Raw genomic sequence first — 16278 nt, 5'->3', positions numbered from 1 at the left:
ATGTCTAAAAAAGGCGCAATTCGCTCTATGATCATTATAATGGTTGCACTCTTGCTTTTGTCGGGATGCGGAAATTCTTTAGCAAAAGATAAAAATGTCGACGGCAACGTAGACGTTCAAGGGAAGGATAGCAGAAGGATCACCGATGTTTTCGGCCGGGAGGTAATAATACCAGATGAGGTCAAAACAATCGCAGCGGTAGGCGGTGCAGCGCGCATAATAACGTATGCAGGCTGTGCAGACCTTCTGGTGGGCGTGACAGAGATGGACAAGGAAAACATTACAGCCATGCCTTACAGTGTCGTCAATGCAGAACATTTTGCGAATCTAAAATCTGTAGGAAGTGGCGGAAGCAACGATACCCCGTATATGGAAGAATTGATTGTTTTGAATCCGGATGTGATCATTGGTTTGACCGATGAGGAAGCATTGGTGAATATTGCGGACAAAACGGGTATCCCCACCATAGGAATCTATCCGGATGGAATGTTTGATGAAAGCTTTTATAAGTCGTTGCAGCTGATCGGAGAAATCGCGGGTGAAGAAGCACACGTTGCTTCCGTTATCGACGCGCTCAAAGGCTGGGAAGAAGAGTTGAATCTATTGACAAAAGATATCTCTAATGAGAAAAAGCCTTCTGTCTATACCGGGGCTGTAAGCTATCGGGGTGCTCACGGGTTTGAAGGAACCTATGCCAAGTACCCGCCTTTTAAGGCCATTCATGCAAATAATGTTGTTGATGAAACGGAAGAAGAGGGTGCCTTTATAGTTGATTTGGAGAAAATCACGATATGGGATCCGGAAATCGTTTTTTTGAATCCGGCAAACATGAATCTGGTCAATGAAGATTACATAAAGAATAAAGCTTTTTATGAAAGCTTGCAAGCAGTTCAAAACAATAGGATTTACTCGCAAATACCATATAATTACAACTGGACCAACATGGAATTGGCCATTGCCAATGCATTTTATGCCGGTAAAGTTATATTCCCTCAGGAGTTCGAAGGAGTGGATCCAATAGCAAAAGCGGATGAAATATTCACTGTTTTATTAGGACAACCATTTTATGATCGCCTGGTTGCTGAAGGATACGAGTTTAAAAATATAAAATTAGGAGAGTGAAGCTATTGGAGAGTCCCAAGACTTATGAAGGATATTTGAGGCATAAATGGATGTTTTTAATGGGGCTTGCTTTATGTGTAGTTGTATTTGCATTGTTTGCCATAGGGATCGGTTCTGCAGGGTTGAGCGTACAGCAGGTTTTACGGACCATTACCGGCCTGGGTGACGATCAAACGAAGATGATTTTATTCAATATTCGGATGCCGCGTGTTTTTACGGCATTGGTGGCAGGTGTTGGTTTGGCTGTCGTGGGATGCGTAATGCAAGCCTTGCTGAAAAACCCCCTGGCCTCCGCCTCAACGTTGGGTATTGCCCAAGGTGCGGCATTTGGAGCATCTTTTGCGATCATCGTGTTGGGAGCGGGAATGCAAAATCAAACGCTGGATGCCATTACCATATCAAATCCCTATACGGTTTCCTTATGCGCTTTCTTAAGTGCCATGATCAGTACCGTCATGATCCTGGGGTTGTCCCAATTTCGTAAAGTGACACCGGAATCCATGATCCTTTCAGGAGTTGCCCTTAGCACCATGTTTGCGGGAGCTACCACCCTGCTTCAATATTTTGCTGCGGACGTAAAAGTGGCGGCAGTCGTCTTTTGGACCTTTGGAGACTTGGGGCGAACCGGTTGGAGGGAGATTTTGGTCATGGGCGTTGTTGTGACCGCAGCTACGATCTTTTTCCTATGGAACCGTTGGAATTTGAATGCGTTGCAACATGGAGAAGAGACGGCGAAGGGGTTAGGGGTACATGTTAAAAAGTTGCGAATGACGGGCATGTTCGTCTCCTCCATGACGGCGGCCACCATCGTATCTTACATAGGGATCATCAATTTTATTGGTTTGATTGCACCCCACTTGATCCGCCGATTTGTAGGGAATGATTATCGTTACTTGTTGCCGGCTTCTGCAATGACAGGAGCATTGTTGTTGTTGGCCAGTGATGTTATCGCTAGGATGGTGGTTGCGCCCATTATTTTACCCATTGGCGCCATTACTTCTTTTTTAGGAGCACCTTTGTTTTTATATCTATTATTTAAAGGAGTGGGTCATCGATGATTTTCGTAGATCGTCTAGATTTTGGTTACAATAAAAGACAGCCTGTATTGGAAGACATTTCTTTTCGGGGGGAACCTGGCACATGTACAGCGATCCTTGGCAATAACGGTGCCGGAAAAAGTACGTTGATCAAATGCTTGAATCGGATTTTGGAACCTCAAGATGGAACGGTGCATGTGGCCGGAAAGGATGTAAGTTCTTTCAGTAGAAATGATATTGCCAGATCCATGGCCTACGTTGCCCAAAAGAATACTGCGGAGCGGGTCACAGTGTTCGATGCGGTGTTGTTGGGAAGAAAACCATACATTACGATAGAGCCATCAAAGAATGATCACAAAATGGTAAAAGAGGTGCTGGATCGATTAGGATTGACATCTTATCAACTTCGGTATGTGGATGAATTATCGGGAGGTGAGGTGCAGAAAGTCATGCTGGCGAGAGCCTTGGTGCAAGAGCCAGATGTTCTTTTACTGGATGAACCGACAAGTAGTCTGGACCTGAGCAACCAATATGAAGTATTGGAATTGGTTCGAAAAATTGCCAGGGAAGAAAAAATAAGCGTCATCATCGTCATTCACGATTTAAACTTGGCTTTGCGGTATTGCGATCGATTTCTCTTTGTTAAAAATCAAAAGATTCTGGCTTATGGAGACAGGAAAGTAGTGACATCAGAAATTCTCAAGACGGTATACAGGATGGATGTGGCAGTCGAGCAGGTGCGGGGCGTTCCTGTGATCATCCCGAATCCGTTGTCATGATGCATTTTTAAAAAAACTTTAAATATGAGCATGGAAGCTTCCATTTTAATAGATGGAAGCTTCGTTTTACCCAAAAATATAAAAGCTGCTAATTTTTGACGGATGAAACCAGGATGAGTATAATGATTGTATAGACTATGCATAGTAAGACTATGTGTTAAAGCATACCACATATGAAATATTTAACAGAAAGAATGTGCAGGCGTGCCGAAATACAGGAAGACACTCAACGACCTGAAAGCTCCATATATCAAGGATTTGATGAAACAGATCGAGACGCAAAGCAAAGATACGCTGATTTTGTGGGCAGTTCAATACAGTAAAATTGTCATGCTTCCCATATGGCTCAAATATCGACCAGAGGATGAGCGGCCGCAAAATGCGCTGGACTCCGCATTGAAATGGAAGGACAAGATCATCAAATTGCCGGAAGCAAAGAAGGCAATTCTAAGTTGTCACCAAGCCGCCAGGGAATCGGAAGAAATCCCAATGGCGCAGGGAGTAGCCCGGGCAATGGCACACAGTGCATCAACGATCCATTCCGCCAGGCACTGCATCGGTTTGGCTCTTTATGGAGCTCTGGCAGTAGCCTATGAGACGTTGGGTACCGATGCAAAGTGGGAAGCGTTGGAAGAATGCGCGGCACAAGAGTGTGGGCGGATGTTGGAGTATCTAAAAGAGATTTCCATAGAAAAGGAAGAAAATCCGGCAAAGATTTTTTGGAAGGATTGAATTTTTGCTAAAACAAGATAGGTTATTAACTTTGTTAATCATGATAGAATACAGCTGATGATAAATTCCAAGAAATGGAAGTGGAAGATGATATCTGAACGAGCAATAACAAGCCGATTGATCCATCATATGGATCTTAATCCAACGGAAATCAAGGGAATAGACATGATCGTCTCCTTTATTCAATGGTCAGGGTATCAATTGATTGAACCAATCTTGATATCTGCATTGGAACACAACATACCTGTCCGAGTGTTGACCAGTACATACTTGAACGTCACGGATCCTACGGCGCTATTGTCCATGTACTATCTCCTGGGTGAGAATTCTCTACGATTGTATAACGGAGATGCTCCCAGCTTTCATCCAAAAGCGTATTTCTTTCATGGAAAAGACACGGTAAACAGCCGGGTGTTTATTGGGAGTTCAAATTTATCAAAAGCTGCTTTAACCAATGGGGTGGAGTGGAATTACATCCTTGAAGGAGCTAGAGATGAAAAAGCTGTTGAGAATTACAAAAGTGCGTTTGATCAACTCTTCACCTTTGAATCTTATCCTCTGACTAAAGATAAAATTGAGGACTATAGGGACAACTATGTTCAACCGTTGACGCAAAAGTATAAAATGCATGTAAATAAGCACTATACGGATAATCAGGGCAATAGAGACATATTTAAAGATAATTCTGCAATAAACGAATCCTTGCCGATCTATTTGATATCCAAGTCTAAAGATCCTTTTGAGCCGAACAGCGCCCAAAAGGAAGCACTGTTGGAGTTGGCCAACACGAGAGAGGAAGGAAATGAAAAAGCACTGGTTGTAGCAGCTACAGGGATCGGGAAAACGTATTTGGCTGCTTTTGATTCAATACAATACGAAAACGTCCTGTTTGTTGCACACCGGGAAGAAATATTGAATCAGGCATATCATACTTTTGCAAAAATTCGGGGAGAAGACGGACTGGGGCGATTATTTGCCGGTTATAAAGATTTTCACGCAAAGATCTTATTTGCTTCCGTGCAGTCGCTGAGTAAAAAAGAGAATCTGGAAAAGTTTGATGCTGCTTTTTTTGAATATGAAATCATAGACGAGATCCATCATGGTGCGGCAAGTTCCTATCGAAAAATTCTGGATCATTTTAAACCTGAATTCATGTTGGGATTGACGGCAACTCCTCACAGGATGGACCAGAAAGACATTTACGAACTGTGTGATTTTAACAGTGTCTATGAAGTGGATCTGTTCAGTGCCATCAACAGAGGTTGGCTGGTTCCATACAAATATTATGGTATTTATGATGGCAGTGTGAACTATGAGAATATAACTTTTTTGAAGGGAAAGTATGTTGAGAAAGAACTGGAGAAAGCACTCTCCATCAACACCAGGGCAGAGCTTATTTATAAGAATTATTTGAAATACCGGGGCAAGAGCGCTTTGGCTTTTTGTGTGAGTATCGACCATGCAGAGTTTATGGCGGATTATTTCAACAAGATGGGGATCAGGAGCAGTTGTATTCATAGTGACAGCAGCAGAAAAAATTATTGTGACCGGAAAATTGGGATTGAGAAGTTGAAAAATGGAAAATTGGATGTCATTTTCTCGGTGGACATGCTTAACGAAGGAGTGGACATTCCATATCTTGACTTGTTGCTGTTTTTACGGCCGACGGAATCACCAGTCGTCTTTTTACAGCAATTGGGTAGGGGACTTCGGAAGGCACAAGGCAAGTCGGAAATCAAAGTTCTTGATTTTATTGGAAATTTCAAAAATGTAGATTTGATTCCTTTACTTTTGGGCAGGAGAAACGCTTCCTTGAAAGACTTTGTTCGGAGTAAAGGGGATAGTAGCATTTTACCTTTTGATTGTCATGTGGATTTTGATTTTGAAGTGATCGATTTATTTGAAAAGGTTCTAAACAGCCGAAGGAAGCTTCAGGATATGGTCCAAGATTGGTACTTTGCCTGCAAGGAGGAAGGGGAAGATTCGAAGTCGGTACCGAGTCGAGTGGAGTTCTTTTCCTGGTTGGATAATCAAAAGTATCAGTTGTTGGTGCAGAATTCAAAACAAAATCCCTTTAAGGATTTCGTTTCATACATAGTTAAGTGGGAAGATGATGCTCTTGATGATGATTTTTTGGGAACGAATGAACATGAATTCTTGAAAATTGTTGAAAATACGAATATGAGTCGTTTGTATAAACTTCCGGTAATAGCAAGTTTTATTGGAGATAAAGGGATCAGTAGATCTGTTGATAAACCATTGATCATAGAGACATTTAAAACCTTCTATCAAAACAACCGAAACAAGCTGGATCTGGTCCGATTCAATAACACGAAAAATACTGGATCATTTACTGATGAGGATTGGTGGAAAACGATCAAGAGCAATCCGATCCATTTCTTATGTAAAACCCACGGTGACATCTTTTCATTCCAAGACGAACAGCTCCATATTCGCCTGAATTTTTCCTGGTGTTCATCAGATGGTAAGAAGGAATCGGAAAGAACCCAGTGGTTTGTTGATCAAATCAATGATGCGCTGCAATTTCGACGCAATGAATTCCTAGATAGAAGACTTTCAAAATCCAAATGAAATAGTAGAAGGAGGCCTGCTCCATGCCACTGGAAATCATCCGAAACGACATCACAAAAATGCATGTGGATGCCATCGTCAATGCTGCCAATACATCCTTGCTTGGCGGAGGAGGAGTGGATGGAGCCATCCATCGGGCAGCTGGTCCAAAGTTGTTGGAAGAATGCCGGACTCTCGGCGGATGTCCTGTTGGAGAGGCAAAAATCACCAAAGGCTATGATCTGCCTGCCAAATATGTGATCCACACCGTAGGTCCCATTTGGAGTGGTGGGAAAGAAAACGAACCCGTATTGCTGGCAAAGGCTTATGGCAATTCCCTGGCCCTGGCTCTAGAGTATAAGCTGGAGAGCGTTGCTTTTCCGCTGATCTCGACAGGTGCCTATGGTTATCCCAAAGACCAGGCATTAAAGATCGCCATATCCGTCATCGGAGACTTCCTCCTCCAACATGACATGCTGGTGTATCTGGTGGTTTTTGACCGAGGATCCTTTACCTTGTCCGAAAAATTGTTTGCATCCATCGAAGAATTCATTGACGACCGCTTCGTAGAGGAACAACCCGTCTACAACAACGAGCGGATCCACGATCACCGGCTCCTGCAATATGAAAAAAGCATCTCTCATGAAGAGGCGCTTCAGCCGGTCAAGAAAGCAAAGCGGAAACTGGATGAACTGGTGGATCAAATGGATGAAACCTTTTCCCAGATGCTTTTGCGTCTGATCGACGAGAAGGGAATGACGGATGCACAAGCCTACAAAAAAGCCAACATCGACCGAAAGTTGTTTTCCAAGATCCGAAACGACATGGGCTACAAACCCAGCAAACCAACTGTTCTGGCTTTTGCCATCGCCTTGCAGTTGAGTTTGGATGAGACGGAGGATCTTTTGCGACGTGCCGGATTTGCCTTGTCCCACAGCAGCAAATTTGACATCATCGTGGAGTATTTCATCCAGGAAGCCAATTACAACGTATTCGAGATCAACGAAGCCCTGTTTGCCTTTGATCAAAATCTTCTAGGCGCCTGTTGATATTTGTCGCCTGGCGTGCGACCTTTCCAACTTTCTTCCATGATATCCTTGGATCAAAGATAAGGAATGGAGGAAATATCGATGAAAAAAGGATTGACGGAACTGGTATTCATTTTGGATCGAAGCGGATCCATGGGGGGATTGGAAGAGGACACCATCGGAGGCTACAATGCGTTGTTGGAAAAGCAGAAGAAAGAGTCGGGAGAAGCGGTGTTGACAACGGTCCTCTTTGACGACCACTACGAATTGCTCCACGACCGGATCAACCTTCGAGGCATTGCGCCCATCACCGACAAGGAATATTATGTGAGGGGAACGACGGCGCTTCTTGATGCCATCGGAAAGACCATCCACAAGATCGACAACGCCCAAAAGCATACGGCAGAAGAAGAACGGGCGGAACACGTCATGTTCGTCATCACCACCGACGGTATGGAAAATGCAAGCAGGGAGTACACTTACGACAAGATCAAATACATGATCGAACGGCAAAAGACCAAATACAACTGGGAGTTCCTGTTCCTTGGAGCCAACATGGATGCAGTGGACACGGCACAGCGCTTCGGCATCGATCCGGATCGTGCGGCCACCTATCATGCAGACAAGGAAGGAACCATGCTCAACTACCAGGTGATCAGCGAGACCGTCAGCAGGATACGTTCCGACAAGGTCATTGCAAAAGACTGGAAGAAAGCCATCGACAAGGATTTTAAAAAGCGGGGAAAAAATTGATGCACGAAGACCACCCTAGTGGGTGGTTTTTTTGCTGCCTCTTTGAAATGTGTGGCATTGACCCCTGGCCTTTTGTATAATGAAGTGGTAAGTGAAAAGGATATATCATCAGAGAAGAGGTAGATGGATTATGGAAATGCAGGAAGTCATCATATGGGCGCTGATTTTATTCGGTGCTGCCATGATCGTGATCGGGATCATGGACTATACAAAAAAAATGAAAGATGAAAACCCGGAATTCGACAATCCCAGAATCAAGCAGCTACAGATGAACCAAAGCCTGGTGGATGCCGCGTCCGGTGTCTTGTACGTCCTTTTGGGGTACATGGGCATCAGCTCACGACTGGATCTACAATTGGTGTACGCCCTTGTATTTGGGTTTGCCATCATCAAGAAGATCATCGATACGATGATCAAATCCAAGGTGAACCGATTGATCGATGAAGAATAAGGTGATGATTCAATGATTTATGGAAATATCGACGGTTTAAAAAAGAGCACACTGGACCAATTAGAAGATTTGCGGGGATACCGGATGGAGGAAGGTTCTTATCTGGATCAAGAGACGGCTGCCTATTTGATGGAAATCAGCCTCCACATCAACCGGGAGGTCATTATCGTTACAGACAAACGTAATGAGATCCTGGAAGTTGGCGTGGGGGATTTTCGAAGCGCCTCTTTCCCGGAAGTGGATTACGACAAGATCTCCGGGGTGAAGAGTTTTCACACCCATCCCAACGGCAATCCCCACTTGTCGGACCAGGATACCTCTGCTATGGAAAATCTCGGTTTTGACCTTATTGGAGCCATTGCCCAAACGGAGAAAGGGTTGTTGGTGGGCGTCGGCGTTTTGGATGCCCAGGACGACGGTCTCCTGGTTCGGGAGCTTGGAGCCTTAAACCTTCGCCAGCTCAACCGGCTGGACCTGGACGAATTCGTCCAGCGAACGGGGAAGCACAAGCGTCATGCACTGACGGAAGTGGCCGACGAACAGGAACGGGCCATCTTGATCGGTGTTCATGTCAAAGGCAAAAAAGATGTGATGGATGTGGAGTCGTCCATGGTGGAACTGGCGGAGCTGGCAAAAACCGCCGGGGTGGTGCCGGTGGATGTGATCACCCAGAACAAGGACCGGTTCGATACGGCTTTTTACATCGGAAAAGGCAAGCTGATGGAGATCCGGGAGCTGATCCAGATCCGGGATGCCAACATCGTTCTTTGCAACGATGAGCTGACGGCCGTGCAACTTCGAAACATGGAAATGGTCCTGGGTGTCAAGATCATCGACCGAACAGCATTGATCCTGGACATTTTTGCCAGTCATGCCAGATCCGGGGAAGGCAAGCTTCAGGTGGAGCTGGCTCAACTCAAATACCGGCTGCCAAGACTCATGGGCATGGGAAAAGTCCTGTCCCGTACCGGCGGAGGCATCGGGACAAGGGGACCTGGAGAGAAGAAGCTGGAGACGGACCGAAGGGCCATCTACCGGCAGGTACACCTGCTGGAAAAAAGGCTCAAAGACATGGAGTCGGCTCGAAAGATCCAAAAGAGCCGACGGGTGAAAAATGAAGTGCCCGTCGTTTCCCTGGTGGGGTATACCAATGCGGGAAAGAGCACCTTGTTCAACCGCATGTCCACCAGCAGCGTATTGGCGGAAGACAAGCTCTTTGCCACCCTGGACAGCACGACCCGAAAGATCATTGTGGACGACAAGGAATTTCTCCTGTCGGACACGGTGGGATTCATTGAAAAACTTCCCCATGATCTGGTGGAATCCTTTAAATCCACCTTGGAGGAAGTGAAGGATGCAGATCTGATCCTCCATGTCATCGACAGTGCCAACCCCAACTATCTTCAGCAGATCCGCGTGGTGGAAGAAGTGTTGGATTCCATCGGTTGCACCGGCAAGGAAATGATCCTGGTTTTCAACAAGATCGACAAGCTGGAGGGAAAGGTCGTACCGGATTATGAAATGGTCCGGGGGGAAAAAGTCATGGTCAGTGCCAAAGATGGAGACAAGGTGGATGAACTGATGGATCTGATCCTTGGAAAGATCTTTGGAGACCTGCTGGAAATGACCATCAAAGTGCCCTACACGGATACCAAGTATGCAAGTTATCTTCACAGCCTCGGTGTGGTGAAAGAGGAGACATTTGAAGAGGACGGCGTGGTTTTGTCCGTTCAGATCAGTGAAAAAAACAAATATTTGCTGGAACAGGGAAAAAGCAATGGTTGAACAGTACAAGACCATCCGGGAAGCCGTCATGGTGGAACTGGTCATCAAAAAATCGAAGTTCATCGGCATGTGTTTTCCCGTCTCCTCCGTGGAGGAAGCGGAAGAGATCATCCATAAGATACAAAAGGAGCACTACAAGGCCACCCACAATACCTACGCATATGTTTTGGAGGCGGATGCTTCCGTCTTTAAATATTCCGACGACGGGGAACCATCCCTGACTGCAGGAAAGCCCATGTACGATACCATCATGGGCATGGGCTTCACCAACGTCCTGGTCCTGGTCACCCGATATTTCGGTGGGATCAAATTGGGGACCGGCGGTTTGGCACGAGCCTATGGTCAGAGCGCCAAGGATGCCCTGGAAGCCGCGGTACCGGTATTGATGAAGCGATACCAGAGGGTGAAGCTGGACGTCGATTATGGGCTGATCGGGAGCCTTCAGCATTATTTGGACAAATTTGACCATCAGCTGGCCCACATCGAGTATTTGGAGGAAGTCACATTTCACATCGATGTGGCGGTTTCCCAGGTGGGATCCTTTCAGGAAGGCATCCGGGAAATGACCAGCGGGCAGGTGTTGGTGGAAGGATCAAAAGAACATTATTTACCGGAAGCGTAAAATCTTGTATCATCGGTGATCCCTGTGTTAAAATGGGAAAGCAAAATATTTAAGAGGAGGTAAACTCATGTCAGGACATTCAAAATGGTCGACCATTAAACATAAAAAAGGCAAGGCGGACGCCATCAAGGGAAAAGTATACACGAAGCTGTCCAAAGCCATTGCGGTTGCCGTTCGAGAGGGCGGATCGGATCCGGAAATGAATTCCCGGCTTCGGGATGCCGTTGCCAAAGCAAAGGCAAACAACATGCCAAACGACAACATCGACCGTGCCATTAAAAAAGGAAGCGGGGAACTGGGTTCCACCAATTACGAGGAGATCATCTACGAAGGCTACGGCCCCGGCGGAGTGGCCGTGATCGTAGAGGCCCTTACGGAGAACAAGAATCGAACAGCAGGGGATGTGCGCCATGCATTCGACAAAAATGGAGGCAATCTGGGAACCAGTGGTTGTGTATCCTTCCTGTTTGAAAAAAAAGGCCAGATCATGATCGAAAAAGACGACAAGGTGGATGAAGAGGAGCTGATGCTGCTTGCCATCGACAGTGGGGCAGAGGATATGATCGCCGAAGAGGAAGGCTTTGAGATCATCACGGACCCGGATGCTTTTGACGGGGTCTACAAGGCATTGGAGCAGGCTGGCTACAGTTTTGCTTCCGCGGAAGTGGCCATGATCCCTACCACATGGACCAAGTTGCCGGAAGAAGACGAAAAAAAGATGCAGAAAATGCTGGACATGTTCGACGACAACGACGACATCCAGGAAGTCTACCACAACTGGGAAGAAGAGGATTAAACCGAATATATGTTTGCTTCACTGGGAAGATTCCTATATAATGTTAACAGACGTTGTATGGGGATCTTTTAGAATATTTGGGAGGCGTTTGCGTGTACGAATACATCATTGGAAACATAACGGACTTTACGGAAGACCGTCTGGTCCTGGAAACAAATCACATCGGGTACAGCATCCTGGTCCCGGTCACCACCCTGGCCAACATGCAGGGGGTCAAGGACAAGGTGAAAATATACATCCACCAGCACGTGCGGGAAGACGAGATCTCCCTGTATGGGTTTGGTAGCAAAGAAGAACGCCGGCTTTTTCGGGATCTGATCGGCATCTCTGGCATCGGTCCGAAAGCGGCCATGGGGATCTTGTCCAGTTTCACATTGGATCAGTTCATCGGTTATTTGAATGCATCCGATGAAAAAGCCATATCAACAGCGCCGGGCATCGGAAAAAAGACGGCCAACCGGCTTATTTTGGAACTAAAGGACAAATACAAACACCATTTGTCCACCAGCGATGGCAACACCGGTTCGTCGGCAACGGCCAGTACCGCCAAAGAAGCCGTAGAGGCACTGGAAGCATTGGCATACAGCTACTCGGAAGCACTTCAGATGGTGGAGTTTGTCTATATCGACGGCATGGAGCTGCAGGATGTCATCAAAAAGGCGTTGGCGGTACGTGCATCGTACGATCAGTAGAATGGAGGGGATCCATTGAAAAATAGAATCATCATGACGGAAGCCACAAAAACCGATGTGGACATGGAAACCAGCCTTCGACCAAAACGGCTTACGGAGTATATCGGTCAGGAGAAGGTCAAGGAAAAAATGAACATCTTCATACAGGCTGCAAAAGAGAGAAACGAGACCCTGGATCATCTGCTCCTTTACGGACCTCCAGGGTTGGGGAAAACCACTCTGGCCAACATCATCGCCAACGAGATGGGAGTCAAGATCCGCATCACTTCGGGCCCGGCCGTAGAAAAACCGGGAGACCTGGCCGCCATCCTGACCGGCTTGAACCATGGGGATGTCCTCTTCATCGATGAGATCCACCGCCTCAACCGAAACATCGAAGAGATCTTGTATCCGGCCATGGAGGATTATGTCATCGACATCATTGTGGGAAAAGGACCGGGAGCCAAATCCATACGCCTGGAGTTGCCGCCCTTCACCCTGATCGGTGCCACCACCAGGGCTGGACTTCTAACATCGCCTCTGCGGGATCGTTTTGGCATTATCAACCGATTGGAGATCTACAACAAGGAACAGTTGACCCAGATCATCCTGCGAAGCGCCCAGATCTTGGATGTGCCCATGGATCAAGGAGGAGCCATGGAAATGGCGGGTCGCTCCCGGGGAACGCCCCGGATCGCCAACCGGCTCTTGAAGCGGGTCCGTGATTATGCCCAGATCCGAAGCGATGGGACCATCGACAAGGAAACGGCAAAAATGGCCCTGGATCTGCTGGAAGTGGATGAGATCGGCCTGGATGAAGTGGACCGAAAGATGCTCACCAGCATCATGGTCAAATTTTCCGGAGGACCTGTTGGTCTTGATACCCTGGCAGCCACCATCGACGAAGAAAAAACGACCATCGAAGATGTGTATGAACCATACCTGCTCCAGTTGGGATTCCTCAAGCGGACACCCAGAGGACGGGTCGCCACCAGGCTGGCCTATCAGCACATGGGGATCGCCATGGATTCGGAAGCCATCAGTTTTTTTGACAAGGAGATAAAATAACACTTCCTTGGGTCTTGATTTGAAACAGGACCCAAGGTTTTTTTGTGTTCCGGTTGATTTCAAGGGGAAATTTTAGTATCATGATTGAATGAATCGAGAACAGGAGTAATTATGAAAACATCGGATTTTTATTATGAGTTGCCCCAGGAGCGGATCGCCCAGCATCCCTTGGAGAAAAGGGACGATTCCAAGCTGCTGGTGGTGGACCGAAAGACCGGTCATATGGAACACCAGCGTTTCTACAACATCATCGATCATTTGAACATGGGGGACGTCCTTCTTCTCAACGACACCCGGGTCCTTCCTGCCCGATTGTTCGGCAAGAACACGAAACGGGAAGGGGTGGTGGAGATCCTTCTTTTGAAGCGACTTTCTGCAGACCGGTGGGAAGTGATGGTCAAACCCGGGAAAAAGGCAAGACCCAAGGACATCATCACTTTTGGGGAGATCCTTTCCGGCGAAATATTGTCCATTGAAGAGGACGGACTTCGCATCATGGAGTTTCACTATAATGGTATATTTGAGAACATCCTGGATGATCTGGGTCACATGCCCTTGCCACCTTACATCCACGAGCATTTGGAAGATCGGGAACGCTACCAGACGGTCTATTCCAAAGAAACAGGATCTGCGGCGGCACCCACAGCCGGTCTTCACTTTACCCCGGAACTTTTAGAAGCCATACGAAATAAAGACGTAAAGATCTGCACTATCACTCTTCACGTAGGCATCGGCACCTTCCGACCGGTAAAAGTGGACAAGCTGGAAGAACACAAGATGCATTCCGAGTACTATGAACTGGGGGAGGAAACAGCTGCCATCCTCAACGAAGCGAAAGCTTCCGGAAGTCGCATCATCTGTGTGGGGACCACTTCGGTGCGAACCTTGGAAAGCGTGGCAAAAAACGGTTTTCCATTGGTCCCATCCAGTGGCTGGACGGATATTTTCATTTATCCACCTTATGAATTCAAAGGGGCCGACGGCCTCATCACCAATTTTCACCTGCCGGAATCCACGCTGCTCATGCTGGTTTCCGCATTTTCCACCAGGGAGATCATCCTGCATGCCTACCAGGAAGCAGTGGACCGGGAATACCGGTTTTTCAGCTTTGGAGACAGCATGTTCATTCGATAGAGGAGGCCAGACATGGCAGTACGTTATGAATTGATCAAAGAATGCAAAGATACCGGTGCACGGGTAGGCAAGCTCCATACGCCCCACGGTGTCATCGAAACACCCATCTTCATGCCCGTGGGAACCCAGGCAACGGTGAAGAGTCTGACACCGGAAGATGTGAAGCGGACCGGTGCCCAGATCATCCTGTCCAACACCTACCATCTCTACATCCGCCCGGGGACCCGGGTCATGGAAAAGGCGGGGGGACTCCACAAGTTCATGAACTGGGACAAACCCATCCTGACGGACAGCGGCGGATACCAGGTTTTCAGCCTGGGGGATCTACGCCAGATCAAGGAAGAGGGAGTTACTTTCCGGTCCCACTTGGACGGATCCAAGCATTTTATCGGTCCGGAAGAGGCCATGTACATCCAAAACGTTTTGGGATCCGACATCATGATGGCCTTTGACGAGTGCGCACCCTATCCGGCGGAATACGATTATACCAAGAAGTCCATGGAGAGGACCCTTCGCTGGGCGAAGCGGTGCAAGGATGCCCACAAAAATACGGATAAACAGGCTCTTTTCGGCATCGTACAGGGAGGCATGTATCAAGATCTTCGGGAGATCAGCGCCAAGGAAACGGTGGCCATGGATTTTCCCGGATACGCCATCGGAGGATTGAGCGTTGGGGAACCAAAGCCCCTTATGTACGAAGTGTTGGATTACACCCTGCCCCATCTGCCCAGGGAAAAGGCCCGATATCTGATGGGTGTAGGCAGTATCGACGCTCTTTTCGAAGGAGTGGAGCGTGGTGTGGACATGTTCGACTGCGTTCTTCAAACCCGGATCGCCCGAAATGGAACCGCCATGACGTCCACAGGGAAAGTGGTCATCAAAAATGCCAAGTATGAGGAAGACTTTTCTCCCCTGGATGCAGAATGCGACTGTTATTGTTGCCAAAACTTTTCCAAGGCATATCTGCGACATTTGATCAAGGCCAACGAGATCTTGGGTCTTCGCCTCTTGTCGGAACACAATTTGAGATTCACCCTCAAGACCATGGAGAACATCCGTAAGGCCATCATGGAAGATTCCTTTGTGGAATACAAAAAGGAATTTTTCAAGAAATATATATATTGACCAAAAAAAATGCTATAATGAAAACAATAATTTGAAAGGGGACAACACAACTTATGGGAGCTAGTGAATTAGCATCATTCTTACCGATCATACTCGTATTTGCGTTCTTTTACTTCTTTGTGATCCGACCGCAGAGCAAGCAGCAAAAGAAAGTTCAAAACATGAGAAAATCCTTGGAAAAAGGCGATAAAATCATGACTATCGGAGGATTCTACGGCGAAATTTTCGGTTTTAAAGACGATGCATTGATCGTACAACTGAAGCCGGACAACATCAAAGTACAGATGAGCCGATCCGCAGTAGCCGACGTTTTGAACAAGGACGTTAGCGATTACGTGGAAGAAAAACCGACACGAACGGAAACGGAATGATCCGTTGCCTTGAAATTGCATAAACAGGGAGTGTGAAATCATGAAGCACATCAAAATCATCAACAAGGGAAATTTGAACAACCTGGATGGCAAGGGTTGCGGCGAATGCCAGACATCCTGCCAGTCCGCATGCAAGACTTCTTGTACCGTTGGCAATCAAAAGTGCGAAAACACACAAGAGTAGAAGAGGGCAGTAAATATGCAAATATTTACTGCTCATTTTCTGTAGAAAG

The 16278-nt window shown here is 46.9% G+C and carries 17 protein-coding genes; all 17 read left to right on the top strand.

All coding sequences use genetic code 11. The annotated features are described in order from the left end of the window. The 17 genes from J0B03_RS01510 (at position 1) to scfA (ending at position 16229) form a co-directional block, all read left to right on the top strand. Positions 1-1122 (top strand): ABC transporter substrate-binding protein, encoded by a 1122-nt coding sequence (locus J0B03_RS01510; RefSeq protein WP_207300136.1) that lies wholly within the window; start codon positions 1-3, stop codon positions 1120-1122. Between the two features lie 59 nt (positions 1123-1181). Beyond that, positions 1182-2180: a FecCD family ABC transporter permease gene (locus tag J0B03_RS01505; protein ID WP_246798154.1), complete on the top strand. Its 999-nt coding sequence runs from the start codon at positions 1182-1184 to the stop codon at positions 2178-2180. After that, positions 2177-2938, top strand: a complete 762-nt coding sequence (locus tag J0B03_RS01500; RefSeq protein ID WP_207300135.1) for an ABC transporter ATP-binding protein — start codon at positions 2177-2179, stop codon at positions 2936-2938. The genes J0B03_RS01505 and J0B03_RS01500 overlap by 4 nt, the downstream gene beginning before the upstream one ends. A 204-nt stretch (positions 2939-3142) precedes the next feature. Continuing rightward, positions 3143-3670: a putative immunity protein gene (locus J0B03_RS01495; protein ID WP_207300134.1), complete on the top strand. Its 528-nt coding sequence runs from the start codon at positions 3143-3145 to the stop codon at positions 3668-3670. A gap of 87 nt (positions 3671-3757) precedes the next feature. Continuing rightward, the gene (locus J0B03_RS01490) at positions 3758-6262 is read left to right on the top strand and encodes a DEAD/DEAH box helicase family protein (RefSeq protein WP_207300133.1); all 2505 of its coding nucleotides are present in this window, start codon (positions 3758-3760) and stop codon (positions 6260-6262) included. 23 nt (positions 6263-6285) lie between these two features. Then, complete coding sequence (locus J0B03_RS01485) at positions 6286-7290, top strand: O-acetyl-ADP-ribose deacetylase (RefSeq protein ID WP_207300132.1); 1005 nt, start codon at positions 6286-6288, stop codon at positions 7288-7290. 81 nt (positions 7291-7371) lie between these two features. Beyond that, the gene (locus J0B03_RS01480) at positions 7372-8022 is read left to right on the top strand and encodes a vWA domain-containing protein (RefSeq protein ID WP_207300131.1); all 651 of its coding nucleotides are present in this window, start codon (positions 7372-7374) and stop codon (positions 8020-8022) included. A 130-nt stretch (positions 8023-8152) separates the two neighbouring features. Further along, positions 8153-8473, top strand: a complete 321-nt coding sequence (locus J0B03_RS01475; RefSeq protein WP_207300130.1) for a hypothetical protein — start codon at positions 8153-8155, stop codon at positions 8471-8473. Positions 8474-8485: 12 nt separating this feature from the next. Further along, positions 8486-10258: a GTPase HflX gene (gene hflX, locus J0B03_RS01470; protein WP_207300129.1), complete on the top strand. Its 1773-nt coding sequence runs from the start codon at positions 8486-8488 to the stop codon at positions 10256-10258. Then, positions 10251-10880 carry a YigZ family protein gene (locus tag J0B03_RS01465; protein ID WP_207300128.1) on the top strand — a complete coding sequence of 210 codons (630 nt, stop codon included), beginning with the start codon at positions 10251-10253 and terminating at the stop codon, positions 10878-10880. Before hflX ends, J0B03_RS01465 begins: the two co-directional genes overlap by 8 nt. A 67-nt stretch (positions 10881-10947) precedes the next feature. Next, positions 10948-11676, top strand: a complete 729-nt coding sequence (locus J0B03_RS01460; RefSeq protein WP_207300127.1) for a YebC/PmpR family DNA-binding transcriptional regulator — start codon at positions 10948-10950, stop codon at positions 11674-11676. Positions 11677-11768: 92 nt separating this feature from the next. After that, positions 11769-12368, top strand: a complete 600-nt coding sequence (ruvA, locus tag J0B03_RS01455; RefSeq protein WP_207300126.1) for a Holliday junction branch migration protein RuvA — start codon at positions 11769-11771, stop codon at positions 12366-12368. 15 nt (positions 12369-12383) lie between these two features. Next, positions 12384-13415 (top strand): Holliday junction branch migration DNA helicase RuvB, encoded by a 1032-nt coding sequence (gene ruvB / locus J0B03_RS01450; protein WP_207300125.1) that lies wholly within the window; start codon positions 12384-12386, stop codon positions 13413-13415. A gap of 111 nt (positions 13416-13526) precedes the next feature. Continuing rightward, positions 13527-14549: a tRNA preQ1(34) S-adenosylmethionine ribosyltransferase-isomerase QueA gene (gene queA / locus J0B03_RS01445; RefSeq protein WP_207300124.1), complete on the top strand. Its 1023-nt coding sequence runs from the start codon at positions 13527-13529 to the stop codon at positions 14547-14549. Positions 14550-14561: 12 nt separating this feature from the next. After that, positions 14562-15674, top strand: a complete 1113-nt coding sequence (tgt, locus tag J0B03_RS01440; RefSeq protein WP_207300123.1) for a tRNA guanosine(34) transglycosylase Tgt — start codon at positions 14562-14564, stop codon at positions 15672-15674. A gap of 53 nt (positions 15675-15727) precedes the next feature. Next, on the top strand, positions 15728-16045 hold the full coding sequence (yajC, locus tag J0B03_RS01435; protein ID WP_207300122.1) for a preprotein translocase subunit YajC: 318 nt from the start codon (positions 15728-15730) through the stop codon (positions 16043-16045). Between the two features lie 40 nt (positions 16046-16085). Beyond that, complete coding sequence (gene scfA / locus J0B03_RS01430) at positions 16086-16229, top strand: six-cysteine ranthipeptide SCIFF (RefSeq protein WP_207300121.1); 144 nt, start codon at positions 16086-16088, stop codon at positions 16227-16229. Positions 16230-16278 lie beyond the last annotated feature (49 nt).

It is taken from the genome of Alkalibacter rhizosphaerae, assembly GCF_017352215.1.
GTDB classification, from domain to species: Bacteria; Bacillota; Clostridia; order Eubacteriales; family Alkalibacteraceae; genus Alkalibacter; species Alkalibacter rhizosphaerae.
This window is presented reverse-complemented; position numbering and strand designations above follow the sequence as displayed.